Here is a 26,455-nt window from a genome sequence, read left to right as displayed (position 1 = left end):
CTTGTGGGTTCGGGCATTGTTGGTCACGGCAATGGCGCTCGTCGCCGCTTGCGGCAACACCGACGCTTCGGACCCGACCGGAAATACCGAAGCTCGGGAGGAGAGTTCGGGCGAACCGACCGCGTACGCCGACACGACGGCCAGCGCCGACGAAAGGGTAGATCTCTCGGGCACGAAGTGGGCGCTGACGGAGCTAGAGGGACGCGGGCTCATCGGGGGGACGCAGATCACCCTGAACTTCCGAAATGACGGCCTGGCCGGAAACGCCGGGTGCAACTTCTACAGAGCAGCCGAGGTGAGGCTCGGCAATGGAACCATGGAGACCTCCACGATCAGCGCTACCGAGATGGCCTGCGGCAAGACCGAGGGCGGGGTGATGGATCAAGAACAACGGTACCTGCGCGCCCTTGGCGAGGCCGCCTCCTACCGGCTGGTAGAGGACCGGCTGGAGATCCAAAACGGCGCGGGCGAGAAGATCCTACTCTTCGAGAAGGAGAAAGCATGAACAACAAGGCGGCGGTCATGTACGGAACCCGCGACGTGCGCGTCGAGGAGCGGGAGGTCCCGGAGCCGGGGCCGAAGGAGGTCCTGGTCGAGATCCGGGCCGTCGGCGTCTGCGGGTCGGACGTCCACTACTACGAGGAAGGCCGCATCGGCTCGTTTATCGTGGAAGAGCCCATGATCCTGGGCCACGAGTCCATGGGCACGGTGGTCGGGCTCGGCGGCGAGGCCACCAGGCACAAAGAAGGCGACCGCGTAACCCTCGAACCCGGCATACCGGACGGGACCTGCCGGGAGTGCCGCGCCGGGCGCTACAACCTCTGCCCCAACGTCCGCTTCTTCGCCACCCCGCCGATAGACGGCGCGTTCGCCAACTACGTGGCGATTCACGAGGACTTCGCCTTCGCGCTGCCGGAGACACTCTCAGACGACGCCGGCGCGCTCATGGAGCCCCTCTCGGTCGGGATATGGGCCAACCGCAAGGCCGGCACGAAGGCCGGCGACCACGTCCTCGTGACCGGGGCAGGCCCGATCGGGCTCGTCTCCCTCCAGGTAGCCCTCGCGGAGGGCGCCACGCAGGTTACCGTCACAGACGTCGCCCCGGAGAGGTTGGAGATGGCCCGCAAGATGGGGGCCACGAGGACCATGAACGTCGCGGAAGAGCCGCTGGAGGAGGCCGGTATCGAGGCGGACTCGCTCATAGAGTGCTCCGGGAACCCGACGGCGCTCGGCGACGGCATCCGATCCCTGCGGCCCGCGGGCACGGCAGTGGTGGTCGGTATGGGGCCGAACGAGGAGACGAGCGTGCCGCTCGCTTTCGTCCAGACGCGTGAGATCTGGGTGACCGGAACCTTCCGCTACGCCAACACCTATCCGGCCGCCATAGAGCTCGCCGCCACCGGCAAGGTCGACCTCGACGCGCTCGTAACCAGCCGCTTCGACCTCGACCACGCCGCGGACGCCCTCCAGGCCAGCCGCAAGGACGCCGGAAACGTCAAACCGATGGTCGTCCCGAACGCGGGCGCGTAACCAGAGAAGATCATACCCCCGGCCTGCAAGATGGTACTTCCGTCCTATGCGCGGCCCGCCCCGGTTCGGCACCATGTGCCTGCCAGGGCCGGCCCTGGCAGGGTCCCGAACGGGGGTGATGGGCGGGTGCGGCGATGGCTCTACAAGACGGACGAGGCGGGAAAGCCCCGCCGCTTCCTGGACCACCGAGAGGCTGCCCTGTGGGCCGTGACGACGGTCTGCAAGGTCTTCGGCGTCTTCGCGCTCTACTTCTTGATTGATTCCGTTCTCGTACCGTCGAGGGACGGCGAGTTCGGGGAGCCTGTGCTGACGTTCATGCTGCTGGCGGTCTTGCTCGTCATCGGGCTCCTCATCTCCCTCGTCCTGTTCCTCTACGTGACGCTCTCAGGCGGCGTTATGGACGATGCAGCCCGCCGGCGCTACCGTAACAACGAGACGTTGCGGTCCCGGTAAGGGGTTTTCGACCCCAGCAGTCCACGCAACAGATCCTGCGGGTTGATTTGCGTTCTGGGTGAAGCGGATCACACCCCCACCGTCACCGCTCTCAGGACGCATTCTTCAAAGCAGAGACCGGAACGATAGTTGCGGGCCGACCCCCGATGTGGTGCATGCCGGATCAGCCGCTCGTCGGGAGGGGTGACGAAGGAGCTCGTCAAAGCCTGTTCTTACGACCGCCAAAAGCTCTCCGAAGGGGAGCGGCTGTGCACCACGATACTTTGTGCCGTGCGGAACATACGTCGTCTTTGCGCAGGAGTACGCTGCGATCGTCACATAAAGAAGCGCGGTCCACGCAAAGGAGACAACCATGACGCATCTAGTTGGGGGAGGGGTCGAAGTCCGCCCATTCCGCATCGACGTTCCGGAGGAGGACCTGGCCGACCTCCGCCGACGGATTCTCGCGACGCGCTGGCCCAGCAAGGAGCTCGTCGAAGATCGGTCGCAGGGCGTGCAGCTCGCGACGATGCAGGAGCTCGCACGCTACTGGGCCACAGATTACGATTGGCGCCAGGGCGAGGCGAGACTGAATGCGCTGCCGCAGTTCGTGACCGAGATCGACGGGGTCGACATCCACTTCATCCACGTCAGGTCGCCGCACGAGAGCGCGCTGCCGCTGATCATGACGCACGGCTGGCCCGGCTCGGTCGTCGAGCTGCTGGAGACGGTCGGCCCGCTCACCGACCCGACCGCGCACGGTGGACGCGCCGAGGACGCGTTCGACCTCGTGCTGCCGTCCCTGCCCGGGTACGGCTTCTCCGGCGAGCCGACCGAGCTCGGCTGGGGTGTCGGTCGCGTAGCGCGCGCCTGGGCGGAGCTGATGCGGCGCCTCGGCTACCCCCGGTACGTCGCCCAGGGCGGCGACGTGGGCGCCGGGGTCAGCGACGCGATGGGCCGCCAGGCGCCCGAGGGGTTGCTCGGCATCCACATGAACCTGCTCGTGACGGCGCTGGGCGGTCCCCAGCCGGCCGACACCGAGCCCGAACGCGCGGCGGCGGCCGCGCTCGCCGAGTTCCAGGCCACCGGCTTCGCCTACTTCCTGGAGCAGGCCACCCGGCCGCAGACGATCGGCTACGCCCTGCTGGACTCACCCGTCGCCCTGGCGGCCTGGATGCTCGACCACGACACGGACAGCTACTACAAGATGTCGCGCGCCTTCGTCGAGGGGCAGCCGACGGGCAATCTCACCCGCGACCACATCCTCGACAACATCACGCTGTACTGGCTGACCGGCACCGGGGCATCGGCGGCCCGGTCGTACTGGGAGAGCTACGGGGCCGCCGCCGTCGCGGCCGTGGCCGCCCAGCCTCCTCCCGAGGTCTCGGTCCCGGTGGGCTTCACCACCTTCCCCGGTGAGATCTGGGCGGCCCCGCGCAGCTGGGTCGGGGGGTCGTACGGCACCCTCACCTACTTCAACGAGGTCGACAGGGGCGGCCACTTCGCCGCGTGGGAAGAGCCGGCGCTCTTCGCTGACGAGGTCCGAGCGGCGTTCAGGTCACTGCGCTAGTTGGAGAGTGGTGGGAATACGCGGCAACATCGCTTCCATCAAGCTGGAGAAAGACAAATGGCCCAAGGAATCGCGACCACGATTAAGCCGGGGATGAACACGCCGTTCGGCGTACTGAAGCGGATCGATGCCGGCGTCCCGGATGTTGGGTACGCACGTTGCCGACACGTCCGACCAGATGAGAGGCCTTCATCGTGAAAGCAAGACAGCTCTTGCTCGCTGCGCTACACCCCAGGTTACCCGTGGAGGGCCAGTTGCCTTCTCTCGGCGGCGCGACCGGGTGGCTCAACTCGGAGCCGTTGACGGCGGCCGGCCTGCGCGGAAAAGTCGTCCTCGTCGACTTCTGGACCTACACCTGCATCAATTGGCTGCGCCAGCTTCCCTACGTCCGCGCCTGGGCCCAGAAATACGGGGACCAAGGGTTGGCGGTGGTCGGCGTGCACACGCCCGAGTTCGAATTCGAGAGAAACTTCGATAACGTCCGCCGAGCCGCGAAGGACATGAGGGTGGAATATCCGGTGGCGATCGATAGCGACTATGCGATATGGCGTGCTTTCGACAACAGGTATTGGCCCGCCCTCTATTTCGTCGATGCGCAGGGGCATGTTCGACATCATCAATTCGGCGAGGGCGAATACGAACAGTCGGAGATGATCGTTCAGCGACTGCTGGCCGAGGCCGGAAACGGCGGCGTCGGTCACGAACTGGTTTCGGTCGATGCCCGTGGTGTTGAGGCCGCCGCCGATTGGGGCAGCCTGGGGTCTCCGGAGAACTATGTCGGCTATGAGCGCACCGAGAACTTCGCGTCTCCCGGAGGTGCGGTATTGGACAGGCGTCGGGTATACGCTTTCCCGGCGCGGTTGAGGCTAAATCATTGGGCCCTCTCGGGTGATTGGACGGTGGAGAGACAGGCCACGGTGCTGAACGAGGCCAACGGGCGGATCGCGTACCGCTTTCGCGCCCGCGATCTCCATCTCGTCATGGGACCGGCAGCGCGAGGAACTACCGCGCGGTTTCGCGTGCTCATCGACGGACAGCCGCCGGGAGCTGCCCACGGAATCGACGTCGACGACCAGGGCAACGGCACGGTCACCGAACAGCGGCTGTATCAGCTGATCCGGCAACCAAAGCCAAACGCTGATCGACGGTTCGAGATCGAGTTTCTCGATTCGGGCGTGGAGGCTTTTGCGTTCACGTTCGGCTGATCCGCCGCAGAGGCTTTTCACCCGATCACACACGCAGTACGGCGAGGAGCCACGCCCTTGGCAGGCTTCTTTGGGGGGTCTCCGGTAACGGTCGAGAAAACGAGAACCAGGGAGGCAACACGATGAGCATGAGCCCGCAGGATGGATCCAGGCCCACCGTCGTCCTCGTGCACGGCGCTTTTGCCGATGCTTCGAGCTGGGCCGGCGTGGTCGAGCGGCTGCAGGCGGGCGGGATACGGGTTACGGCCCCCGCGAACCCGCTACGCGGCATCTCCATCGACTCCGCCTACATCGCCAGCTTCTTCGACCAGATCCCCGGCCCGGTCCTCGCAGTCGGCCACTCGTACGGCAGCGCGGTGATCACCAACGCCGCCGCCAACGCCGACAACGTCGGCGGTCTGGTCTACATCGCCGCCTTCGCCCCGGACGAAGGCGAGCGCCTGGCAGATATCGAAAGCACCTCGAAGGACAGCGTCTTGAATGCGGCCCTGGTCCCGTTTCAGTACCCGACGGGACGGGGCGCGGAGACGGCCGTGGAGTTCGCCATCGATCCCGCGAAGTTCCACGACGCCTTCGCCGCCGACCTGCCCGGCGAGCAGACCGCCGTGATGGCCGCCACCCAGCGCCCCGTCGCCGAGCTGGCGTTCTCCGAGCCGTCCGGGGTGCCCGCCTGGAAGAACCTGCCGTCCTGGGCCGTGGTCCCCACCGGCGACAAGGCGGCAGGTTCCGACGTCGTGCGTTCCATGGCCGAGCGTGCCGGGGCCACGATCACCGAGATCGAGGGCTCCCACGTGATCATGATCTCGCAGCCACAGGTCGTCGCGGACGCGATCCTCACCGCGGTCGCAGCGGCCCCCGGCAGGAGGGACAACGCGGTGTCCGGTAAGGACGATGTCGAGACGCTCGTGTGCGTGGTGGCCTCGCCCGGATGAAGGCGAGAAAGCCGGAGAGCTCCTCACCCGCTTCCCCGAAAGCAGCCGGCGTTCGTGGGAGGGGGCGACCTCGGCAAATCGGTACGAGCTATTCGGTCCACGGTAGGCTGCGCGTCTACTTCGACCGGGCGGGGTCTAGTCGGAGGTCTCCCGCAGCACCGCTACGGCGCGTACGACCCGAGCCCCGTGGTGTCTTCGAGTACCTGCCTGGCTTCTTCCATCAACGAACCCGGCACCAGCACGTCCCTCGGACCGGCAGCCAGGAAGTCCGGCGCATCGAAGCCTGCCGCGCGTTGGATCAGCGACGGGATGCCGGCGTCCTTCAGCACGCCGTCCATCAGCAGCGCGTCGGTTTCGTTGGGGGCCACGGCCACCTTCGCCCACCTCTCTGCCATGCACGCATCCTACCCCAATCTTTTGGCTCGTGGAAGAGGCGTTTATCTTCTAAGCCTGTATCCGGGGCGTTTGTAGAGATCCCGTCTCCCCGAGGACGTCGGCCCTCCCAAACACCCCGGCACCCTGGTCGGGGACGCGTCGAGCCGGCCCCACCCGGTCTCCTTCCCGTACCCGCCGGGCGGGGCCTCCTTTTCCCAAAGGATGCGCCGCGAGTCTTCGTCCCTTAGAATGGTAGGGAGCGAATCGAGAAGCTGCTTCTGCAAATCGTCACGAAGGTTAAGCGGAGGATCGGCTTTGTCGGAGCCAAGCGCGGAGAGGATTAGGCTCCTCTCTTTGGTGGACATCTTCGAGCCACTCTCCGGAGAAGAGATAGAGCGCCTCGACGGCCGGCTCCCCGACCGCCACGTGGAAAGCGGCGAAATCTTCTACGGACCCCAGGACCTCTCGGAGAGGCTCTTCATCCTCCAGAAGGGCAAGGCCAGGATCTTCAGGACCGCCCCCGACGGGCGGGAGTTCACCCTCGCGGTGGTGGAGTCCGGGACCGTGTTCGGCGAGATGGCGCTCGCGGGCCTGCAGCCCGAGGGGGCCTACGCCCAGGCGGTCGAGCCCTCGATGGTCTCCACGATACTAAAGGAAGACCTGGAGCAGTTGGTGTTGGAGAAGCCGGAGGTGGGCCTGCAGATAATGCGGGTCCTTAGCGAGCGCCTGCGCCGCCAGGAGTCGCGCCTCGAGGACGCCACCATGAAGGACGTCCACGCCCGCCTGGCGGGCATCATCTTGCTCCTGGTCGAGAGCGAGGGCGTCAGGAGCGGCACGGGCTACAAGATTCCCGTCCACTACACCCATGAGAGGCTGGGCACCATGATAGGGGCCAACCGCGTGGCCGTCACCCGCGCCTTCGGGCTGCTCCAGGACAAGGGGGTCGTGGAGCTCAGGCGGCGTCTGATCCACGTGACAGACATCGAGGCCCTCAAGAGATCGGCCGCTTACGGGGATGCTCAGGAGGCGCGCTAGCGGGGCAATACAGCGGTTTGCGGAAGGATGGGTCCCATCGCGAACGGGCCATGAGTTACGGAGGTTCGGGAGGACCACCTGCTGCCCGACCTCGTACCTGGCGAAGTCTATGACGATCTCGTAGCGCTCGACCTGCCCGATCCTGGTCTGCCGGGGGCGGGGCATGAGCCCGCCGTCCGAGGCGATGACGGTGAGGGGGTCCCCCGTCGAGAGGGCCAGCCCTTACCAGGACGTGTAGCCCCCATCGACCACGAGGTTCGTGCCGGTGGTGAAGCTGCTGGCGTCGGAGGCGAGGTAGAGGGCGGCGGGCGCTATCTCCTGGGGCTCGGCGACGCGGCCCATCGGGGTCTTGTCGAGCCACACCCTGTACCACTCCTCGTTGGCGATGCCGCCGGCCGTCATGTTCGTCCTTATGTAGCCTGGGGAGATGGCGTTGACCCGGACGCCGCGCTGGGCCCACTCGCCCGCCAGCGACTTGGTAAGGACGATGACGCCGGCCTTGGCGGCGTTGTACGCGGCCTGGGGCTGGGGGTAGTTGGAGACCATCCCGGACATCGAGGCGATGTTGACTATGGAACCGGAGCCCCGTTCCAGCATGGCCTTGCCCGCCTCGCGGCAGCACCAGAAGACGCCGTCGAGGTTGACGGAGACGACCCTGCGCCAGTCCTCGTCCGTGGCCTCCTCGGAGGGGACGTTGTGGGCGATGCCGGCATTGTTGACCATCACGTCCACGCGCCCGTGCGCGTCGAGGACGGACCGGATCAGGGCCCGCACGGAGTCCGGGTCTGTCACGTCCGTCTGGACGAACGTGCCCCCGAGCTCGTCCGCCACGGCCCGGCCCGGCCCCTCGTTGAGGTCGGAGGCCACGATCTCGGCCCCGGCGGACCGGAGCAGGCGCGAGATCTCATGCCCCAGGCCGCCCCCGGCGCCGGTGATCACCGCCACCTTGCCTTCCAGCGAAAACCTGTCGTTCTCCATCACTTCTCCTTTTCCTGTCTCACCAGAGCGTGTACCCGCCGTCCACGACGAGCACGGAGCCCGTCATGAAGCCCGACGCTTCGCTCGCCAGGTAGACGAGGCTCGGGCCGAGCTCCTCCGGCAGGGCGTAACGTTGCATGGGCGCGTCCTCGATCCAGTGCCGCCTGAACCGGGGCTCGTCCACGGGCGCCATCTCCGTCTTGACGTAGCCGGGCGCGAGCGCGTTGACCCTGATGTTGTGCGGCGCCCACTCCGCCGCGAGGGACTTCGTGAGCTGGTGGACGGCGGCCTTGGACGCGTTGTAGGCCGGCTGCCACTGGGGCCGGTTGACGATCATCGCGGAGATCGAGCCGACGTTGACTATGGTCCCGCCGCCAGCCTCGATCATCCGCCTTCCCACCGCCTGCGCGCAGTACCAGAGCCCGTGGACGTTCACGTCGAAGGTGCTCAGCCACTCCTCGCGCGGAACCTCGGCCGCCGGCCTGTGGTAGCAGACGCCGGCGTTGTTGACGAGGACGTCAATCGTCCCGAGGCTCTCGCCCACGGCCCCGACCATGGCTTCGACGCTCTCCGGGTCCGTCACGTCGAGGTCGACGGCGACCGCCCGGCCGCCGGAGGCGGAGATCTCGCGCGCCACCTTCTCGGAGCGCTCGCGGGTGCGGGCGGCGACGGCGACGCTCGCCCCCACTTCGGAGAGGGCTTTCGCGAAGGCCTCGCCGAGGCCCGTGTTGCCGCCGGTGACGACGGCGACCTTGCCCGTAAGATCGAAGGCGTCGAGTACGCCCACCGGTATCCCCCTCTCGCGGGAGGGGCGCGCGGCGCCCCTCCGGAAAAACAGACCTATCTAGCCGCCGAAACCGAGCAGGACGAAGAGGCCGGCGCCGAGGATGCCGCCGATTATGGGGGCCACGACCGGGATCCAGGAGTACTCCCAGTCGCTCGAACCCTTGCCCGCTATGGGAAGAACGGCGTGGGCTATGCGCGGCCCGAGATCGCGGGCGGGGTTGATCGCGTAGCCCGTCGGCCCGCCGAGCGAGAGCCCGATACCGAGGACCAAGAGACCGACGAGGAGCGGGTTGAGGCCCGTCGCGATGACCGCCGAGAGATCACCGGGGACGGCCCCCGCGTTCGCGCCGATGCCGAGGACGCCGAAGAGGAGGACGGCGGTGCCGATGATCTCCGTGATGATGTTCGGCCCCGTCGCCCGGTAGGCGGGCGCGGTGCAGAAGACGCCGAGCTTGAGGCCCGGGTCTTCGGTCGGGCGCCAGTGCGGCAGGTAGGCCAGCCACACGATAACGCCGCCCACGAACGCCCCGAGGAACTGGGCGATGATATAGCCCGGCACGTCGGCCCACGGGAAGTCGGCGAACGCGGCCAACCCTATGGTGACGGCCGGGTTTATGTGGGCGCCGCTGATGGCGCCGACGCAGTAGACGGCGATGGCGACCCCCATCGCCCAGCCGAAGGTAATGACGATCCAGCCCGAGTTCTCGGCCTTCGAGTTCTTGAGAAGCACCCCGGCGACGACCCCGTCTCCGAAGATGATGAGGATCATGGTGCCGATAAACTCGGCGAGGTATGCTTGCATTTGGTCCCCTTTCCTAGAACGGCCTGCCGGCGGCCACGTCGCAAGGCGCCGCGAGGTAGCCCTTCATCTCTTCGTCGAGCTTGAGCAGCGTTATGGAGAAGCCGGCCATCTCGAGCGAGGTCATGTAGTCGCCCACGTAAGGCATCCGCCACACGTTCACGCCTTCGTCCTTGAGCCTGTCGGCGACGCGGGCGTAGGCTACGTAGAGCTCCATGAGCGGCGTGCCGCCCATGCCGTTGACCATGACGGCGACTTCCGAGCCCGAGAAGTCGACGGAGTCGCCGAGGATCTTGTCGAGCATCTCGTCCACGATGTTGTCGGCCGGCTCTATCTTTTTGCGCTGGATGCCGGGCTCGCCGTGGATGCCTATGCCTATCTCCATCTCGTCGTCCCCGATCTGGAAGATCGGCTCCCCGCTCTCCGGCGGGGTGCAACTGGTCAACGCCATCCCCATCGACCGGACGTTGCCGTTGACCTTCTCGGCCAGCTCTTTTATGCCGGCCAGATCTTTACCGTCGTCGGCGGCGGCGCCGCAGATCTTGTGCACGAAGATGGTGCCCGCGATCCCACGCCGCCCGCTCGTGAAAGTGGAGTCCTCGACCGCGACGTCGTCGTTCGTGACGACGTAGTCGGTCTGGATGCCTTCGGCCTCGGCCAACTCCCCGGCCATCTCGAAGTTGAGGACGTCGCCGGTGTAGTTCTTGACGACGTAGAAGACCCCTGCCCCGCCGTCGACGGCCTTGGTGGCCTCGAGCATCTGGTCCGGGGTGGGGCTCGTAAAGACGGAGCCGGCGCACGCGGCATCCAACATGCCGGGGCCTACGAAGCCGCCGTGGGTCGGCTCGTGGCCCGAGCCGCCCCCCGAGACGAGGGCCACCTTGCCCTGGACGGGGGCGTCGGCCCTGAGGACGACGCCGTTCTCCGGGAGCAGCCTGAGGAGGCCGCCGTGGGCGAGCTCCATGCCCCGGAGCATCTCCCCGACGACCCTCTCGGGCGCGTTGATGAGCTTCTTCATCTGGTTCCTTTCGGGGGTCTCTTTAGGCCAGAGGGGACTCGACGGCTTCCTGCGACCAGTTCCCGGCCCGCGCGAGCGCTTCCTTCCACCTCGCGTAGAGGCGCTCGCGCTCCTCCTCGCCCATCTGGGGCTCGTAGCGGCGCCTGAGGCGCCACCGGCTCTTAAGCTCCTCCTTGTCCTGCCAGAAGCCGGTCGCGAGCCCGGCCAGGTACGCGGCGCCGAGGGCCGTCGTCTCCAGGGTCTCCGGCACCTCGACCGGGATGCCGAGGATGTCGGCCTGGAACTGCATCATCCAGCGGTTGGCCGCCGCCCCGCCGTCGGCCCGGAAGGTCGGGATGGCGGTACCCGCGTCGTCCTGCATCGCCTCTACGGCGTCGCGCGTCTGGTAGCACATGCTCTCCAGCGCCGCCCGCGCCAGGTGCGCCCGCGTGGTGCCGCGGGTCAGGCCCACTATCGTACCCCTGGCGTAAGAGTCCCAGTGCGGGGCGCCGAGCCCGACGAGCGCGGGTACGAAGTACACGTCGTCGTTGGAGTCGAGGCTGCGGGCGAGCTCCTCGGTCTCGGTCGCGTCCTTGATGATCCCCAACCCGTCCCTGAGCCACTGGACGGCGGCGCCGGTTATAAAGATCGCGCCTTCGAGGGCGTACTCGACGGGTTCGTCGCCGATGCCCCAGGCGATGGTGGTCAACAGGGCGTTCTTGCTCTTTATCGGCTCGGTGCCCGTGTTCATGAGGGCGAAGGAGCCCGTGCCGTAGGTGTTCTTGGTCAGGCCCTTCTCGAAGGCGACCTCGCCGAAGAGGGCGGCCTGCTGGTCGCCCGCGACGCCGGCTATCGGGACCTCGGCGCCGAACACGTCGGCGTCGGTGTTGCCGTAGACGTAGGAGCAGGGCTTGACCTCCGGGAGCATCGCCTTCGGGACGCCGCCGAGCATCTCGAGCAGCTCGTCGTCCCACTGGAGGTCGAAGATGTTGTACATGAGGGTGCGGGAGGCGTTCGAGTAGTCCGTGACGTACTCGCGGCCGCCCGTGAGCTTGTAGATCAACCACGTGTCGATGGTGCCGAAGCAGATCTCGCCGTTCTGCGCCCGCTCTTTTAGACCTTCCACGTTCTCGAGGAGCCAGTTGACCTTGGAGCCGGAGAAGTACGCGTCTATGGTGAGGCCGGTCTTCTCGCGGACCATCTCGTCTTTGCCTGCCTCGGAGAGCTGGGAGCAGAAGGCGGCCCCGCGCCTGTCCTGCCAGACGATGGCGTTGTAGACCGGTTCGGCCGTCTCCTTATCCCACATCACCACGGTCTCGCGCTGGTTGGTGATGCCTATGCCGGCGATGCTGTCGGGCGAGGCGCCGGCGTCCTGGAGCGCCTGGCGCATCACGCCGAGGGTTACGTCCCAGATCTCGTTGGCGTCGTGCTCGACCCACCCCGGCCTCGGGTAGTGCTGCGTGAACTCTTGCTGGGCCTCCCCCACCGTGGCGGAATCGTGGTTGAAGACTATAGCCCTGCTCGAAGTGGTCCCCTGGTCTATCGCCAGAATGTAGTCGCCTGCCATGCCCGGTACCTCCATCTCCATCCAACCCGACAAATCCCCACGAAAAGCGCCACCTACACCAATCTCCACCTCCGTTGCCCCCTATCGCGGGGCACGCGCGACCACAGGATGAACCTTCTCCCTTCCGCCACCATGCATCTTTGCTATCTTTTGCCATTCCGAGCGTAACGGAGCCGCATACCCGCGTCAAGAAACGCCGTTACCGCGGCCCGGCGATATACTCCCGCGCGATGGACCGTCGAGGGCGCATAAGGTTGACGCGGTGCTCGGCGAAGGCCGATGGGGTATCCGGGGCGATCATCGGCAAGGTCAGGGTCAAGCGGTAGCGTTCGGGAGGTTCGTCACTTGCAGATCGTGTCCATAATCGGGGCCTTGGTGGTGCTTGGCGCCTTCGTGGCGGATCAGCTCGGTTGGATCACCCCCTCCCGCCTCTCCTACGCGCTGGCGAACTTCGTGGGCGCCGGGCTGTTGACGGTGGTCGCGGTCGTCGACCGGCAAATCGGATTCATCCTCCTGCAGGGCGCCTGGACGCTCATCAGCCTCTGGGGCGCCGCGGCGATCTTGCGAAGCCGCGGGGCTTCGCCTCTCCGGGGCGGCAGGCGCGGGGAGGAACCGTGATGGCGCTGCAAGCGATCTCGGTGGTCGGGGCGCTCGCCGTGCTCGGCGCCTACGCCGCCAACCAGCTCGGCAGGGTGGAGCTGGACAACCTCCCGTACCAACTCGCCAACCTCGCCGGCTCCGGAATCCTCCTGGTCGTCGCCGCGATCGAGGTCCAACTGGGCTTCATCTTGCTCGAAGGCGTGTGGGCCCTGGTCAGCCTGTGGGCGGTGGTCAGGATCCTGCGCGGCGATCCTCCCACCGACGCCGATGGCTGAGGGGGCCGCCGGCGCGAAGGTCTGGTAGCGTTACCACCGCCGGGCGACGCCCCGCCGGCCAGGCCTGACCGCTACTACAGCTGAGAGTCGACTTGCAATCTATCCTCAACACGGCGCTGCCCTTTTTCGCCCTGATCTTCTGCGGCTACGGCGCGGGCCGCCTTAACCTCCTCACGACCACGGCCGCCGCGGGCGTGAACACGTTCGTCTTCTACTTCGCCCTGCCCGCCTTTCTCTTCTCGCTCATGTCCTCCTCCCCCATCGCCGAGGTCCTGAACGTCCCGTTCATAGGCGCCTACGTCTGCGCGAGCCTGGCCGTCTTCGGCCTGGCCGCCGCTGGGGGCAAACTCCTCTTCGGCGTCGGGCGCGGGGAGGCGGCGGTGCAGGGGCTCGCCGCCGTTCTCCCGAACACGGGCTACATGGGGATACCGCTCGCCGTGGCGGTCTTCGGCCGCGAGGCGGCCGTCCCACTGGTGGTCGGCCTGACGCTCGACGGCATCCTGCTCATACCCTTGGGCATCCTGCTCATCGAATCCGAGAAAGGCCGCGACGCGGGCCCGCTCCGCTCGGCCCTCTCGACCCTGCCCAACCTTCTCCGAAACCCGCTCATCATCTCTATCTTCGCCGGCCTGGCCGCCTCCGCGGCCGGTGTCACTACCCCGACGCCCGTAAACAATTTCCTCGACCTTCTCGGCGATACGGCGGGGCCTTGCGCCCTCTTCGCCCTCGGCGCCACGCTTGCCGGCCGTTCGGTAGCGGGGGGGGCGGCCGAGATCTCCTACATGACAGCCCTGAAACTCTTCGTCCACCCCGCCACCCTCCTCCTCACCACCACCGTCGTCTTCGACGTGGACCCCCTCTGGGCGACCGCCGCCCTCCTCGGCGCGGCCCTCCCCGTCGCCGCCAACGTCTTTATAGTCGCCCGCCAGTACGACACCTACGTCGCCCGCGCCTCCGGCGCCGTCCTCGTCTCGACGGCCGTCTCGATCGTCACCGTCTCGGCGCTGCTGCTGGTCCTGGCGCCGGGCTGAAGCGGTCGGCCGCGGCGCCCGGACGGGTGCCCGGGCGGGTGCCCGGGCGGGTTTGAAACCCGCCCCTACGGGGGTTGTTGGCGTGGGGTGTTGGATGGACCTGTCCTCTGGTACGGGTTGAAAACCGTTATTTCGTTCGTCGTCGGGGTCTTTGGCGCGCCGTATTCTTCGGGCGTAGGAGAACGGACCAGGAGGTAATCCTTGCAGGCTTGAAAGACGGCACTACGGTAGTACCATTTACTTAGCCGGCTAATGAAATCGGCGGAGAGGAGCGGCGGTGGGCATTGGCGAGGAGATCGGGCGCGAGGTATTGGGGTGGGAAGGGGTCGAGGGCCGGGACCACCGTTTCGGCGGGGTCGAGTTTCGGGTACGCGGGCATGAGATCGGGCACCTGCACGGCGACAGGCTGGCGGACCTCCCGTTCCCGGTGAAGGTACGCGAGGAGTTGGTGGCCGCGGGCAAGGCCGCCGAGCACCACGTGATGCCAGAGACGGGCTGGGTCAGTTACCGCATCCGGGGCGAGGAAGACGTGGCCGGGGCGCTGGAACTTTTCAGGCTGAACTACGAGAGGTTGACGTCGCGCAAGGGCGGCAAGGCTTCGTGACCGGGGTGGGTCGGGCGGTCGCGGCGAACCATCCGGTAAAGGAGAGGGTCGGGTTTGGGCTGGCGAAGGTCTGCAAGGCGCACAGGGGGAACGTCGCGGGCCTGTTGGCGGAGTTCGGGTTGCACGTCGGGCAGGAGATGGTCCTGATCGAGCTCTGGCAAAACGACGGGCTGCGCGGCGGCGAACTCGCCTGCAGGCTCGGGGTGGAGCCGCCGACCGTCACCAAGATGCTCCGGCGTCTCGAAGGCATGGGCCTCATCGAGAGGCGCCCAGACCCCGCCGACGCCCGCAGCTTCCGGGTGTACCTGACGGGGCCAGGACGGGCTCTGGAGGAACCCGTGCTCGGGTGCTGGGAGAGGGCCGAGGAGAAGACGTTCGCCGGGCTCGACCCGGCCGAACGCCGCGAGTTCGGGAGGCTGCTCGCGAAGGTGCGGTCCGGCCTGGGCTCGATCAGAGACTAGTCGTTTGAGAGAATTATTTTGGTGAGGGGACGAGCATGGCATTGGGAGAAGGACGTTTGAAGGTCGTGGGCATAGGCGGCACGCTGCGGGAGGGTTCTGCGAGCCTCGGGGCGCTCGGGAGGGCGCTCGCGGCGGCGGGGGAGGCGGGCGCCGATACGGAGATTCTGGATCTCCGGGAGCTGAACCTGCCGATGTACGAGCCGGGCCTGCCGCTCGAAGAGCACGGGCCCGGGGCGGAGCGCCTCGTGGCGGCGCTGCGCGGGGCGGACGCCGTCATCGTGAGCACCGCGGCCTACCACGGGACGCTGGCGGGCGTCACGAAGAACGCGCTGGACTTCGCCCAGTTCCTCTCCGGCGGAGAGCACCCGTACTTCGACGGGAAGGTGGTGGGGCTCATCTCCACCGCGGGCGGGGAGCAGGCCGGGGCAAACGCTACGGGCGCCATGGTCCACGTGGTCCACGCGCTGCGGGGCGTCGTCGCGCCGCTCGTGGTCTCCATCCCGAAGGCCTGGCAGCGCACCGACGGTTCCGGAGCGGTGACGGACGAGTCGTACGGCCGGCGTCTGGATAGCCTGGGCGGGCTCGTCGTGGACCTCGCCGGCGGGCTGGCGGCGCGTGGCGGCCCGGCCGGGACGGAGCTCGTCGGGGTCGCGGGTTGAGCGCGGCCGGGCAGGCGATGGACGCGGAGGAGCGGGCGGGGCAAAGGAACACGCGCCTGCTCCTCATCGTCGTCGTGACGGCTATCCTGATCTCGGTTCTAAACCAGACCTTCGTCAACGTCGTCGTCCCGGACATCAGGCAGGACTACGGGGCGACGCAGGGGCAGGCCGGCTGGGTAATCACGGGGTACCTCCTCGTCTTCGCCGTCGGCATCCCGCTCTACGGGCGCATCGCCGACCTCTACAGCCTCCGCTACACGTTCGCCCTGGGCCTGTTGCTGCTCGCCGCCGGCTCGCTGGCCTGCGCGCTGGCGCCGAGCCTGCCGCTGCTGGTCGCGGGACGCGTCCTGCAGGCCGCCGGTGCGTCGGCGATACCGGCTTTGGGCTTCGCCTCCGTAGCCAAGGCGCTGCCGCCCGGGAGCCGGGGCACGGCGCTCGGCCTGCTCTCCTCGAGCGTCGGGGCGGGGGCCGCCATAGGCCCCGTGCTCGGCGGCTTCGTGGCGGGGCTGACCGGCTGGCACGTCCTCTTCTACCTGACCCTTTTGCTCGCCGCGCTGCTCATCCCGGGCGCCCTCTACGCCCTGCCGGGCACCGCCGATGGCGGATCGACCAAGCCGGCAGGGTTTATGGCGGCCGTGCAGCACTTCGACGTTCCGGGCGGCCTCTCGCTGGCGCTCGCCGCCGGGCTCGCGCTCTTCGGGGTCACGCAGGGACAGGTCGTCGGGTTCTCGTCCCCGATCTCCTGGGGCAGCTTCGTCGCGGCCGGGTTCCTCGCCGCGTTCTTCGCGTGGCGCATCCGGGCGGCTTCGGACCCGTTCGTCACGCCCCACCTGTTTCGGAACAAGGCATTTCTGGCGGCTTCGGTCACGGGCTTTTTCATGATGTTCTGCAACGTGGGGAGCCTGGTGCTCGTGCCGCTGCTGCTCTCGGAGGTCAACGGGTTGTCCGCGGCGGGCATCGGGCTGGTGCTCGCGCCGGGGGCGCTCGTCGTTGCCGTCCTCTCCCCCATCGCGGGCAGGCTCTCGGACAGGTTCGGGCCGCGGACGCTGGTGAGGGTGGGGCTCGTCGTGATCGGGCTCTCGACCTTCTCCGTCTCCGCGTTCGCCGCGGGGGCCTCTGCCGTGGCCGTGGCGGTCGGGATGCTCGGCCTGAGCGTGGGCTTCTCGATGGTCAACTCGCCGAACGCGAACGCCGCGGCGGCCTCGTTGTCCCCCGAGGAGAGCGGGGTCGGGCTCGGCATCTACCAGATGCTCTTCTTTCTGGGCGGCGGGTTCGGGCCGGCCGTCGCCGCAACCTTCCTTGCCGTGCGTCAGGGGTCCGAATCGGGGGCGCTGAACCCCCTCTTCGTCGCGAGCTCAGCCCCGTTCTCGGACGCATTCCTGCTCCTGACCGCCGCGACGGTCGTCTCGTTCGTCGCCGCTTTCGGCCTCAAGAAAAGCGTAGGGAAAGGGGGGAAAGGGGGCAAAGATGCCTGATTACGGCAGGGCGCTAGAGTTCGGCGTCAGCGTGGAGCCGCTGGCGGACCCCCCGGACTTCGCGGCGAGGATGGCCACTACCGCCGACCGCGCGGGGTTGGACCTCGTCGGCATTCAGGACCACCCTTACCAGCGGCGGTTCCTGGACACGTGGACGCTCATCTCGACCCTCGTACCCGTCACGGGGAACGTGCGCTTCTTTACCGACGTCGCGAACCTGCCCTTGAGGCCGCCCGTGATGCTGGCGAAGGCCGCGGCCTCGCTCGACGCTATCTCCGGCGGGAGGGTCGAGGTCGGGCTGGGGGCCGGCGCCTTCTGGGACGCGGTCGTCGGCATGGGCGGCCCCCGCCGTAGCCCCGGAGAAGCCCTCAGGTCAACCGAGGAGGCCATAGAAGTGATGCGCATGGTCTGGAGCGGGGAACGCAGCCTGCGCTTCGAGGGCGAGTTCTATTCATTAAAGGGGATGCGTCCCGGTCCGCCGCCGGCGCACGACATCGGCATCTGGGTCGGGGCTTACGGGCCGCGGATGCTCGGCCTGATCGGGCGCAAGGCGGACGGCTGGGTCCCCTCCCTCGGGTTCTCCCCGCCCGGACGCCTGCCTGGGATGCACGAGAAGATAGACGAAGGGGCCGCCGAAGCGGGACGAGATCCCTCCGGGATAAAGCGCGTCTACAACGTCTCGGGCAACATCGGCCCGGAGGGCGAAGGCCGGCTCGAAGGTTCCGCCGAGAAGTGGATCGAGACGCTCGCTGGCTTCGTCCTCGAATACGGCATGGACACGTTCGTGTACTGGCCGAACCGGGACCACGGGCGCCAGGTGGAGCTCTTCGCAAACGAGGTGGTGCCCGGCGTTCGGGAGGCCGTGGCCCGCGAACGCGGAGCCGGGCTAAACTCTTGAGGTTCACGCAAAAAACGAGAGAGGAGTATGCGTGACCGAGAACGGAAGGACCGGGATACCCGAGGGATACAGGGACCTGCTCGAGAGCACGGCCCTGGTCCACGTCGCGACGCTCGGCCCCAACGGCGAGCCGCAGAACAACCCCGTCTGGTTCGGCTGGGACGGGGAGAACATACAGTTCAGCCAGACGAAGACCCGCCAGAAGTACAGGAACCTGGGCAGGGAGCCTCGGCTGGCCCTCTCTATCGTTGACCCCGAGAACCCGTACCGCTACCTGGAGATCCGGGGCGAGGTGGACCGCATCGAGGAGGACCCGGACAACGACTTCATAAACGCGATGGCCAAGAAGTACATGGGCCGCGACGTCTACCCGTTCCACCAGCCGGGCGACGAGCGCGTGGTAGTCCACGTGAGGCCGCGTCACACTACCCAGATGGGCGCGTAGAAGACCGCTTGGCCGGCGAGGAGCGAGCCCAGGGCCCGGGAGCGCTCAGGCGGGCGCTGGGTTTTTTGCGCTCGTACAAGCGGGAGAGCATCGGCGCGGCGCTGGCCCTGATGCTCGTCTCGGGGGCCAGCCTTGTGGCCCCGCTCCTCGTAGGCCGGGCGATCGACACGGGCATCGCCCCCCGGAGGGCCGACGTCCTCGTCTACGCGGTGGCAGGTCTCGTCGCGGTGGCGCTGGCGCGAGGGCTGTTCACGTTCTTGCAGGGATACCTGGCCGAGAGGGCTTCCCAGGGGGTCGCGTACGATTTGCGCGACGCGCTGTTCGGGCAGATGGAGCGGCTCTCGTTCAGCTACTACGACCGGGTCCAGACGGGCCAACTCGTCCAACGGCTCACCAACGATGTCGAGCAGATAAGGTCCTTCGCAGGCTCCGGCGTCGTCCAACTCGCCAACGCGGTGGTAATGCTCGTCGGCTCGGCGGCCCTGCTCTTTTACCTGGACTGGCAACTGGCGCTCGTCGCGCTCGCCGTGGTCCCTTTGATAGCCCTGCTGCTCGTCCGGTTCGTGGGGCTCATTCGGCCACTCTTCGGGCAGGTCCAGCAGACGCTGGGCAGGCTCAACACCGTGCTGCAAGAAGACCTTTCGGGGGTGCGCGTGATCAGGGCCTTCGCACGCGAGGACTACGAGACCGCCCGCTACAAGGCCGTCAACGACGAGCTTCTCGACAAGAACCTCCAGACCGTCCGCGTCTTCTCGAACAACTTCCCCTTCGTCTTCTTGCTCGCCAACGTCGGGACGCTGGCGATAGTGTGGTTCGGCGGCTGGCAGGTAATAAACGGCGGGCTCTCCATCGGGGAGCTCGTCGCGTTCAACACCCTGCTAGGTTTCATGCTCTTCCCGATACTTACGATAGGCTTCCTGTCCGCGAGCATCTCGCGGGCCGGGGCTTCGGCCACACGGGTGTTCGAGATCCTGGACGCGCCCCTGGAGGTCACGGACAAACCCGACGCCTCCCCCCTGCCTCCCGTCGAGTGCAGGGTCAAGTTCGACAACGTCTCGTTCCGTTATCCGGGGAGCGAGCGCGAAGTTTTGGACGGCGTCAGCTTCGAGATCGAGCCGGGCAGCACCGTCGCCATCCTCGGCACGACGGGTTCTGGCAAGTCGACGCTCGTCAACCTGCTGCCGCGGTTCTACGACGTGACGGGCGGCGCCGTCAGGCTCGACGGGAACGACGTGCGCGACGTTACGCTCTCTTCCTTGCGGTCCCAGATCGGGATGGTCCTCCAGGAGGCCCGTCTCTTCTCGGGCTCAGTCCGGGACAACGTGGCCTTCGGCAAACCCGACGCCACCGACGAGGAGGTCAGGGCCGCCGCCGAAGCCGCCCAGGCCGACGGTTTTATCCGGGGGCTGTCCGACGGGTACGACACCGTGATCGGGGAACGCGGCGTGGGGCTCTCAGGCGGGCAGCGGCAGAGGATCGCCATAGCGCGGGCGCTCCTGGTGGACCCGCGCCTGCTCATCCTCGACGACAGCACGTCCGCTGTCGACGCGGAGACCGAGGCGGCGATCCAGGAGACCCTGGACGGGCTGATGCGCGAGAAGCACCGGACGGTCTTCGTGATAGCCCAGCGGGTCTCGACGGTTCGTGACGCCGACCTGATCCTGGTCCTCGACGAGGGCAGGATCGGCGCGATGGGCACGCACGAAGAACTGCGCCGCGACTCCGAACTGTACAACGAGATCCTGGGCTCCCAGCTCGTTGAGGAGGCGGTCACGACGGGGAGCGACGGTTAGGGTGCCGCGGTTCGTGGTCCAGGAGCACTACGCAACGAGCCACCACTTCGACCTGCGCCTCGAAAGGGACGGCGCCCTCGTCTCCTGGGCCGTCCCGAAAGGCATGCCGGAAGACCCGACAAAGAACCGCCTCGCCATTCGCGTCGATGACCACGACCTCTCCCACCTGATCGTCGAGGACGGGACGCCGGTCGAAGGCGTGCCTGGGGCCGTGAAGAAGAGCATCTGGGACGGTGGCACGTACGAGGCCGAGGAGTTCGGGGAGGATATGGTGATCGTCACCTTCAACGGTAGACGCCTCAAGGGTAAATACTCGATCTTCCGCGCCGGCAAAAACTGGTTGGTACATAAGATGAAACAGGGGGCCTGAGATCAGGGGGATCCAGTCCATCGCCGGGGCGCCGCAGGAGAAGGCCGAAGACAGGCGCAATACGGCCAGGCGCCTCATCTCGGAGCTCTCTCCTTACAAACGCACGCTCCCCTGGGTGATGGTTCTCGTGGTGCTCGGGGCCGTGGCGCAGGCGGGCGGGCCGTGGCTGATCGGGCGCGCCATCGACCTCTACATCCTGGAGGGAGATTTTGCAGGTCTCTCGCGGACGATGCTCTTGCTGTTGGCTGTGTACGCGGTCGGCACCGTCGCCTCGCGGGGGCAGGTCTTCGGCGTCGGGTCCGTGTCGCAGCGGCTGCTGGCCTCGTTGCGGGAGCGCATCTTCGACCGGCTGCAGCACCTTCCCTTGCGCTTCTTCGACCGGCGGCCCGTCGGCGACGTGATGAGCCGGGTCACCAACGACGTCGACACCCTGAACCAGCTCTTCTCGCAGGGGATCACGCAGCTGCTCGGTTCGCTGTTTAGCCTGATCGGGATACTGGTGGCGATGCTCGTCTTGCAGTGGAACCTGGCCCTCGCCTGCTTCTCCATCATCCCCATCATGCTACTGACGACGTCGTTTTTCGCCCGCCGGGCCCGCAAGGCCTTCCGCCTCACCCGCGAGACGGTCGGGGACGTGTCCGCCGGCCTGCAGGAGGACATCGTGGGCGTCCGGGAGGCGCAGGCGTTCAACCGGACGGAGAGGAACATCGCGCGCTTCCGGGAGCGCAACGCCGCCAACAGGGACGCCAACGTGCAGGCGGTGGCGATCACCTCCGCGTTCGCCCCCGCCATAGACGTCCTCTCGACGCTGGCGACGGCGCTGGTCATAGGCTACGGGGGCTACCTGGTCTTCGCGGGCTCCGTCTCCGTGGGCGTGCTTACGGCGTTCCTGATCTACGTCCAGCAATTCTTCCGTCCCGTCCAGTTGGCCTCCCAGGTCTATACCCAGGCCCAGGCCGCCCTCGCCGGCGCCGAACGCATCTACAACATCCTCGACGAGGAACCGGAACCCGACGACCCGCCCCGGGCTCGCAAGGTCGACGCCGTGGAAGGCCGCATAACCTTCGAGAACGTCACCTTCGCCTACGAGCCCGGCCGCCCCGTGCTCGAAGACGTGGGCTTCGAGATCCAGCCCGGCCAGACCGTCGCGCTCGTCGGGCCGACGGGCGCAGGCAAGACGACCATAGCGAACCTCATCCCCCGCTTCTACGACGCGACCGAGGGGACGGTAAGTATCGACGGTCGGGACGTGGAGCAGTACGCCCGCAAGGACCTTCGAGAGAACATCGGGATGGTGTTGCAGGAGTCGTTCCTGTTCTCCGGCACCATCGGGGACAACATCCGCTACGGCCGCCTCGACGCCTCCCAGGAGGAAGTGGAGGCCGCGGCGAGGGCCGTCAGCGCCCACGGCTTCATAACCGAGCTTCCCGAAGGCTACGAGACGGAGCTCGGGGAGGGCGGCGGGTCGTTGAGCCAGGGTCAGCGGCAGTTGCTCTCGTTCGCGAGGGCCGTGCTGACCGACCCGCGCATCCTGATCCTCGACGAGGCCACGAGCAACATAGACACGCGGACGGAGAAGGTCATCCAGGACGCGCTCGCCACGCTCCTGAAAGGCAGGACGAGCGTGGTCATAGCGCACCGCCTGAGCACGATCCGAACGTCCGACCAGATCCTTACCGTCAGGGAGGGCCGCATCGCCGAACGCGGCACCCACGACGAACTCCTCGCGCAAAACGGCCTCTACGCTGACCTCTACCGACGAGGCCAGAAGGCCTCGTAGCACGCTGCGCCCTAAGGGCTCCGCTTTAAGCCCGGCGCTTCGCGCCTCGTCAGCACGCTCCAGCCTTCGGCTTCCGCTTTAAGCCTGTCAGCCAGTCGTCTGTGCACGTTACGCTTTCCGACACCCGAAACGCCTCGCGATGCGCGGCCCGGTCGGGTTCTGCATGGCGGAGAGCTGACAGGCGGAGAGCTGACAGGCTGAGAGCTGACAGGCTGAGAGCTGACAGGCTGAGAGCTGACAGGCTGAGAGCTGACAGGCTGAGAGCGAGGCCTGCGGAGCAGGCCCAAGCGTGCTGAGAGCGGAGGCGAAGCCGGAGCGGGCTGACACGCTAACTCCCTGGCAATTCGTCGAAGAAGTCGGTGCTAACATTCTTGCGGCGAATCGGGCAGACGCGAGAGAGACCTATGGACGGGAGATAGATGAGCACTGGGACATCGGGTATTCACCATATCACCGCGATAAGCGGCGGGCCGCAGCGGAACGTGGACTTCTACGCGGGCGTCCTGGGGACCCGGCTGGTCAAGAGGACCGTGAACTTCGACGACCCTGGCACTTACCACCTCTACTACGGCGACGGCGGCGGGAACCCCGGCACCATCATGACCTTTTTCCCCTGGGAGGGCGCCCCGCGGGGCCGCGTGGGCTCTGGACAGGTCGTCACCACCGCGTACTCGATACCCTCGGCCTCCCTCGGCTACTGGACCGAACGCCTCGTCGAGAGCGGCGTTCGCTTCGAGAAGCCCCGCGACCGCTTCGGCGACACGGTCCTCGCCTTCGAGGACCCCGACGGCCTGCGGCTGGAGATCGTCGCTGCCGAAGACCGTCGGGCGGGCTACGGCGGCCCGACCCCTGCCGAGCACTCCATCCGCGGCTTCCACCACGCCGCCCTTGCCGTCCGCGACGCCGAACGAACCGTCAGGCTCATGACGGACCACCTCGGCTTCAGGCAAATCGACGAAGCCGAGAACAGGGTGCGCCTCGCGGCGGGCGACGGCGGCCCCGGCAACCTGGTCGACGTGATGGACGCCTCTGGCTTCCCGAGGGGCGGCACGGGCGTCGGCACCGTCCACCACATCGCCTTCCGCGTGCCCGACGAGGAGACGCACCTGGCAGTAAGGGAAGAAGTAGCCGGGCTCGGCCACGACGTAACGCCCGTGCTCGACCGGAACTACTTCCGGTCCATCTACTTCCGCGAGCCCGGTGGCGTCCTCTTCGAGATCGCCACCGACCCGCCGGGCTTCGCCGCCGACGAGGACCCGGACCACCTCGGCGAGGCGCTCAAGCTCCCGCCCTGGCTCGAAGAGCGTAGAGGCGAGATAGAAGACGTGCTCGCCCCGATACGGGTACCCGGCAAGGAGGAAGCATGAGCGCCGAGATCGCGGGCTTTGTTCACAACTATTTGCCGGGCGAGCGGGACGGGTCCGGCGTTACGCTTCTCCTTCTACACGGCACGGGCGGGAACGAGGACGACCTGATCCCGCTCGGCCAACAACTCCTCCCCGACGCCGCGATCTTGAGCCCCCGGGGCAAGGTCTCCGAACACGGCGCCCCCCGCTTCTTCCGCCGCCTCGCCGAGGGCGTCTTCGACCACGAAGACCTGGTCTTCAGGACGCACGAGTTGGCGGACTTCGTAAGCCAAGCCGCAGACCAGTACGGCTTCGACAGCGCGAAGCTCGTCGCCGTCGGCTACTCCAACGGCGCCAACATAGCCGCGAGCCTCATGCTGCTACATCCGAACCTGCTCCGCGCCGCCGTCCTCTTCCGGGCGATGGTCCCCTTCGAGCCGGAGGAGATGCCGGACCTCTCCGGCGTACCGGTCTTCCTGGCCGCCGGCAGGCGGGACACCATGATCCCGCCGGACAACACCGAGCGCCTCGCCGGGATCCTGCGCCAAGCGGGCGCCAACCTCGACCTGCGCTGGAAGAACACAGGCCACCCCCTCACCTACGAAGAGCTCGAAGAAGCACGAGGCTGGCTCACGCGAACCGTCCAATGACCGGACCAGTCTGAACTAAGACCATTTCGCGCCAACAGGTACGTGGATCTCGACCCCCTGTAACCATGCCCAGCAATCGGCCAACACCCACCCGAATGGCTAGGTTGCCAGTGGTGCTACAATTTTTCTCAGCGCTGATAGGGCGCGGATTTGGGGCTGAAACAAGCATTTAACAATCGCATTTTGAAGGGCGGGGCGGCATGGCGAAGCCGGTGATACTGGCGGTGGACGACGACCCTCAGGTCCTGCGGGCCGTAGAGCGGGACCTCAGGCGGCGGTACGCGAAGGACTACCGCGTTTTGAGGGCCGACTCGGGCGAGTCGGCGCTCGACACTTTGGGAAAGCTGAAGCTGCGGGGGGATCCCGTGGCGCTGTTTCTGGTCGACCAGAGGATGCCGCGGATGACAGGTGTGGAGTTTCTGGAGGAGGCGATCGGGCGGTTCCCGGACGCCAAGCGGGCGCTGCTTACGGCCTACTCGGACACCGAGGCGGCCATCCGGGCCATAAACGAGGTCGGGCTCGACTACTACCTGCAGAAGCCGTGGGACCCGCCGGATCAGAACTTGTATCCCAGTCTGGACGAGTTACTCGAGGACTGGCGGGCGGACTACAGGCCGCCGTTCGAGGGGATCCGGGTCGTCGGAGACCGCTGGTCACCGTCGTCGCACCGGACCAGAGATTTCCTGGCCCGAAACCGCGTTCCTTACAGGTGGCTGGACGTCGAGGCGTCCGAGGAGGCGCGGCAGGTCGTGGCCAACGCGGACCACGGATCGCCCAGGTTGCCGCTCGTGGTTTACGAGGACGGGTCCTACGAGGAGGCGCCCGAGAACCGGGAGATAGCGGAGAAGATCGGGCTCCAGACCCGCGCCGAGCAGCAGTTCTACGACCTCGTGATCGTGGGCGGCGGCCCGTCGGGGCTGGCGGCGGCGGTGTACGGGGCTTCCGAGGGGCTCAACACGGTGCTCGTGGAGCGGGAGGCGCCCGGGGGGCAGGCGGGGACGAGCAGCCGCATCGAGAACTACCTCGGGTTCCCGCGGGGGTTGTCCGGGGCGGATCTCGCGCGGCGGGCCGTGGACCAGGCCCGCAGGTTCGAGGTCGAGATCCTCACGCCCCAGGAGGTAAGCGACGTGCGGGTGGAGGACCCATACAGGATAGTCACGCTGACAGACGGGACGGAGATCTCCTGCTACGCCCTCATCATCACGACCGGCGTCTCCTACCGCCGCCTCGACGTCCCGGGCGAGGAGAACCTGACCGGCCGTGGCGTCTACTACGGCGCGGCCCAGACCGAGGCGTTCTCCTGCAAGGACGAGGACGTTTACATAGTCGGCGGGGCCAACTCCGCAGGCCAGGCCGCGATGTTCTTCTCCGGGCAGGCGAGCAAGGTGTCGCTTCTCTGCCGCTCGGGCGACCTGCGCAAGAGCATGTCCGAGTACCTGGTAAAGCAGATAGAGGAGACCGGGAACATAGAGGTCATAACCAACAGCAGCGTCTCGGCCGTCGAGGGCGACGGGCACCTGGAGAAGGTCACTATCAGCGACTCCGTCTCGGGGAAGACCGAGACCGTGCCCGCGAACTCGCTGTTCATCTTTATAGGGGCGGTCCCGAAGACGGGGTGGCTCGACGGCACCGTCGAGCGGGACGGGCGGGGCTTCATCCTGTCCGGTCCGGACCTCATGACAGGCGGCAAGCGGCCGAAAGGCTGGCGGCCCGACAGGGACCCGTTCTTGCTCGAGACGAGCGTGCCGGGCATCTTCGTTGCGGGGGACGTGCGGCACGGCTCGATCAAACGCTGCGCCTCCGCGGTCGGGGAAGGCTCCATCGCCGTCCAGTTCGTCCACCAGTACTTGATGGAGATCTAG

Annotated in this window: 28 protein-coding genes; 22 read left to right on the top strand and 6 right to left on the bottom strand. The window is 67.2% G+C overall.

Features of this window, described 5'->3' with window-relative positions; all coding sequences use genetic code 11:
• Position 1 precedes the first annotated feature (1 nt).
• The 6 genes from GBA63_RS08070 to GBA63_RS08045 all read left to right on the top strand — a co-directional run bounded on the left by GBA63_RS08070 (position 2) and on the right by GBA63_RS08045 (position 5,669).
• On the top strand, positions 2-505 hold the full coding sequence (locus GBA63_RS08070) for an META domain-containing protein (protein WP_166175062.1): 504 nt from the start codon (positions 2-4) through the stop codon (positions 503-505).
• A complete protein-coding gene (locus tag GBA63_RS08065) occupies positions 502-1,530 on the top strand; it encodes an NAD(P)-dependent alcohol dehydrogenase (RefSeq protein ID WP_166175061.1) in 1,029 nt (342 codons plus the stop codon). The genes GBA63_RS08070 and GBA63_RS08065 overlap by 4 nt, the downstream gene beginning before the upstream one ends.
• A gap of 126 nt (positions 1,531-1,656) precedes the next feature.
• The gene (locus GBA63_RS08060; RefSeq protein ID WP_166175059.1) at positions 1,657-1,983 is read left to right on the top strand and encodes a hypothetical protein; all 327 of its coding nucleotides are present in this window, start codon (positions 1,657-1,659) and stop codon (positions 1,981-1,983) included.
• Between the two features lie 352 nt (positions 1,984-2,335).
• Complete coding sequence (locus GBA63_RS08055; protein WP_166175057.1) at positions 2,336-3,532, top strand: epoxide hydrolase family protein; 1,197 nt, start codon at positions 2,336-2,338, stop codon at positions 3,530-3,532.
• Positions 3,533-3,726: 194 nt separating this feature from the next.
• Positions 3,727-4,737 carry a thioredoxin family protein gene (locus GBA63_RS08050; protein ID WP_207957142.1) on the top strand — a complete coding sequence of 337 codons (1,011 nt, stop codon included), beginning with the start codon at positions 3,727-3,729 and terminating at the stop codon, positions 4,735-4,737.
• 122 nt (positions 4,738-4,859) lie between these two features.
• Entirely contained in the window at positions 4,860-5,669 is an 810-nt protein-coding gene (locus GBA63_RS08045; protein WP_166175055.1) for an alpha/beta fold hydrolase, read from the top strand.
• Between the two features lie 161 nt (positions 5,670-5,830).
• Here GBA63_RS08045 and GBA63_RS08040 read toward each other — a convergent pair whose 3' ends face one another.
• Positions 5,831-6,064, bottom strand: coding sequence for a DUF2007 domain-containing protein (locus GBA63_RS08040; protein WP_166175053.1), 234 nt, complete (start codon positions 6,062-6,064; stop codon positions 5,831-5,833).
• 295 nt (positions 6,065-6,359) lie between these two features.
• On the opposite strand from GBA63_RS08040, the gene GBA63_RS08035 reads away from it, so the two are divergent.
• On the top strand, positions 6,360-7,079 hold the full coding sequence (locus tag GBA63_RS08035; protein ID WP_166175051.1) for a Crp/Fnr family transcriptional regulator: 720 nt from the start codon (positions 6,360-6,362) through the stop codon (positions 7,077-7,079).
• Between the two features lie 222 nt (positions 7,080-7,301).
• Here GBA63_RS08035 and GBA63_RS08030 read toward each other — a convergent pair whose 3' ends face one another.
• Genes GBA63_RS08030 through glpK form a run of 5 tightly spaced genes read right to left on the bottom strand, consistent with a single transcriptional unit; the run spans position 7,302 to position 12,206 of the window.
• Entirely contained in the window at positions 7,302-8,057 is a 756-nt protein-coding gene (locus GBA63_RS08030) for an SDR family NAD(P)-dependent oxidoreductase (RefSeq protein WP_166175049.1), read from the bottom strand.
• A 19-nt stretch (positions 8,058-8,076) separates the two neighbouring features.
• Positions 8,077-8,844, bottom strand: a complete 768-nt coding sequence (locus tag GBA63_RS08025) for an SDR family NAD(P)-dependent oxidoreductase (RefSeq protein ID WP_166175047.1) — start codon at positions 8,842-8,844, stop codon at positions 8,077-8,079.
• 57 nt (positions 8,845-8,901) lie between these two features.
• Positions 8,902-9,645, bottom strand: coding sequence for an MIP/aquaporin family protein (locus tag GBA63_RS08020; protein WP_166175045.1), 744 nt, complete (start codon positions 9,643-9,645; stop codon positions 8,902-8,904).
• 13 nt (positions 9,646-9,658) lie between these two features.
• Complete coding sequence (gene dhaK, locus GBA63_RS08015) at positions 9,659-10,660, bottom strand: dihydroxyacetone kinase subunit DhaK (RefSeq protein WP_166175043.1); 1,002 nt, start codon at positions 10,658-10,660, stop codon at positions 9,659-9,661.
• Positions 10,661-10,682: 22 nt separating this feature from the next.
• The gene (gene glpK, locus GBA63_RS08010) at positions 10,683-12,206 is read right to left on the bottom strand and encodes a glycerol kinase GlpK (protein WP_166179963.1); all 1,524 of its coding nucleotides are present in this window, start codon (positions 12,204-12,206) and stop codon (positions 10,683-10,685) included.
• Between the two features lie 354 nt (positions 12,207-12,560).
• On the opposite strand from glpK, the gene GBA63_RS08005 reads away from it, so the two are divergent.
• From GBA63_RS08005 to GBA63_RS07935, 15 genes are all read left to right on the top strand, one after another.
• Complete coding sequence (locus tag GBA63_RS08005; protein WP_228282501.1) at positions 12,561-12,824, top strand: CBU_0592 family membrane protein; 264 nt, start codon at positions 12,561-12,563, stop codon at positions 12,822-12,824.
• The gene (locus tag GBA63_RS08000) at positions 12,824-13,081 is read left to right on the top strand and encodes a CBU_0592 family membrane protein (protein ID WP_166175039.1); all 258 of its coding nucleotides are present in this window, start codon (positions 12,824-12,826) and stop codon (positions 13,079-13,081) included. The genes GBA63_RS08005 and GBA63_RS08000 overlap by 1 nt, the downstream gene beginning before the upstream one ends.
• A 92-nt stretch (positions 13,082-13,173) precedes the next feature.
• Entirely contained in the window at positions 13,174-14,112 is a 939-nt protein-coding gene (locus GBA63_RS07995; protein WP_166175037.1) for an AEC family transporter, read from the top strand.
• A 277-nt stretch (positions 14,113-14,389) separates the two neighbouring features.
• Positions 14,390-14,716: a luciferase domain-containing protein gene (locus GBA63_RS07990; protein WP_166175035.1), complete on the top strand. Its 327-nt coding sequence runs from the start codon at positions 14,390-14,392 to the stop codon at positions 14,714-14,716.
• Complete coding sequence (locus GBA63_RS07985; RefSeq protein ID WP_166175033.1) at positions 14,713-15,177, top strand: MarR family winged helix-turn-helix transcriptional regulator; 465 nt, start codon at positions 14,713-14,715, stop codon at positions 15,175-15,177. The genes GBA63_RS07990 and GBA63_RS07985 overlap by 4 nt, the downstream gene beginning before the upstream one ends.
• Before the next feature lie 65 nt (positions 15,178-15,242).
• Positions 15,243-15,836: an NADPH-dependent FMN reductase gene (locus GBA63_RS07980; protein WP_228282499.1), complete on the top strand. Its 594-nt coding sequence runs from the start codon at positions 15,243-15,245 to the stop codon at positions 15,834-15,836.
• Entirely contained in the window at positions 15,833-17,311 is a 1,479-nt protein-coding gene (locus GBA63_RS07975; protein ID WP_228282366.1) for a DHA2 family efflux MFS transporter permease subunit, read from the top strand. Before GBA63_RS07980 ends, GBA63_RS07975 begins: the two co-directional genes overlap by 4 nt.
• On the top strand, positions 17,304-18,209 hold the full coding sequence (locus GBA63_RS07970; RefSeq protein WP_166175029.1) for an LLM class flavin-dependent oxidoreductase: 906 nt from the start codon (positions 17,304-17,306) through the stop codon (positions 18,207-18,209). Before GBA63_RS07975 ends, GBA63_RS07970 begins: the two co-directional genes overlap by 8 nt.
• A 31-nt stretch (positions 18,210-18,240) precedes the next feature.
• Positions 18,241-18,654, top strand: a complete 414-nt coding sequence (locus GBA63_RS07965; RefSeq protein ID WP_166175027.1) for a PPOX class F420-dependent oxidoreductase — start codon at positions 18,241-18,243, stop codon at positions 18,652-18,654.
• An 8-nt stretch (positions 18,655-18,662) separates the two neighbouring features.
• Positions 18,663-20,447: an ABC transporter ATP-binding protein gene (locus tag GBA63_RS07960; protein WP_207957141.1), complete on the top strand. Its 1,785-nt coding sequence runs from the start codon at positions 18,663-18,665 to the stop codon at positions 20,445-20,447.
• Position 20,448: 1 nt separating this feature from the next.
• Positions 20,449-20,817, top strand: a complete 369-nt coding sequence (locus GBA63_RS07955) for a DNA polymerase ligase N-terminal domain-containing protein (RefSeq protein ID WP_166175025.1) — start codon at positions 20,449-20,451, stop codon at positions 20,815-20,817.
• Between the two features lie 118 nt (positions 20,818-20,935).
• On the top strand, positions 20,936-22,597 hold the full coding sequence (locus tag GBA63_RS07950; protein WP_166179957.1) for an ABC transporter ATP-binding protein: 1,662 nt from the start codon (positions 20,936-20,938) through the stop codon (positions 22,595-22,597).
• 419 nt (positions 22,598-23,016) lie between these two features.
• Positions 23,017-23,964: a ring-cleaving dioxygenase gene (locus GBA63_RS07945; protein WP_166175023.1), complete on the top strand. Its 948-nt coding sequence runs from the start codon at positions 23,017-23,019 to the stop codon at positions 23,962-23,964.
• On the top strand, positions 23,961-24,593 hold the full coding sequence (locus GBA63_RS07940; protein WP_166175021.1) for an alpha/beta hydrolase: 633 nt from the start codon (positions 23,961-23,963) through the stop codon (positions 24,591-24,593). Before GBA63_RS07945 ends, GBA63_RS07940 begins: the two co-directional genes overlap by 4 nt.
• Before the next feature lie 200 nt (positions 24,594-24,793).
• Complete coding sequence (locus GBA63_RS07935; protein WP_166175019.1) at positions 24,794-26,455, top strand: FAD-dependent oxidoreductase; 1,662 nt, start codon at positions 24,794-24,796, stop codon at positions 26,453-26,455.

Origin of the sequence: Rubrobacter tropicus (assembly GCF_011492945.1) — a bacterium.
GTDB lineage: Bacteria > Actinomycetota > Rubrobacteria > Rubrobacterales > Rubrobacteraceae > Rubrobacter_D > Rubrobacter_D tropicus.
The sequence above is the reverse complement of the archived record's forward strand: the minus strand, read 5'-3'. Positions and strand labels throughout refer to the sequence as shown.

Coding starts and splice junctions, on each gene's coding strand:
- dhaK (WP_166175043.1), bottom strand. CDS start 10,660: ATGAAGAAGCTCATCAACGCGCCCGAGAGGGTCGTCGGGGAGATGCTC.
- GBA63_RS07970 (WP_166175029.1), top strand. CDS start 17,304: ATGCCTGATTACGGCAGGGCGCTAGAGTTCGGCGTCAGCGTGGAGCCG.
- GBA63_RS07950 (WP_166179957.1), top strand. CDS start 20,936: ATGGTTCTCGTGGTGCTCGGGGCCGTGGCGCAGGCGGGCGGGCCGTGG.
- GBA63_RS08030 (WP_166175049.1), bottom strand. CDS start 8,057: ATGGAGAACGACAGGTTTTCGCTGGAAGGCAAGGTGGCGGTGATCACC.
- GBA63_RS08020 (WP_166175045.1), bottom strand. CDS start 9,645: ATGCAAGCATACCTCGCCGAGTTTATCGGCACCATGATCCTCATCATC.
- GBA63_RS07935 (WP_166175019.1), top strand. CDS start 24,794: ATGGCGAAGCCGGTGATACTGGCGGTGGACGACGACCCTCAGGTCCTG.
- GBA63_RS08040 (WP_166175053.1), bottom strand. CDS start 6,064: ATGGCAGAGAGGTGGGCGAAGGTGGCCGTGGCCCCCAACGAAACCGAC.
- GBA63_RS07940 (WP_166175021.1), top strand. CDS start 23,961: ATGAGCGCCGAGATCGCGGGCTTTGTTCACAACTATTTGCCGGGCGAG.
- GBA63_RS08065 (WP_166175061.1), top strand. CDS start 502: ATGAACAACAAGGCGGCGGTCATGTACGGAACCCGCGACGTGCGCGTC.
- GBA63_RS08000 (WP_166175039.1), top strand. CDS start 12,824: ATGGCGCTGCAAGCGATCTCGGTGGTCGGGGCGCTCGCCGTGCTCGGC.
- glpK (WP_166179963.1), bottom strand. CDS start 12,206: ATGGCAGGCGACTACATTCTGGCGATAGACCAGGGGACCACTTCGAGC.
- GBA63_RS08045 (WP_166175055.1), top strand. CDS start 4,860: ATGAGCATGAGCCCGCAGGATGGATCCAGGCCCACCGTCGTCCTCGTG.
- GBA63_RS07945 (WP_166175023.1), top strand. CDS start 23,017: ATGAGCACTGGGACATCGGGTATTCACCATATCACCGCGATAAGCGGC.
- GBA63_RS08055 (WP_166175057.1), top strand. CDS start 2,336: ATGACGCATCTAGTTGGGGGAGGGGTCGAAGTCCGCCCATTCCGCATC.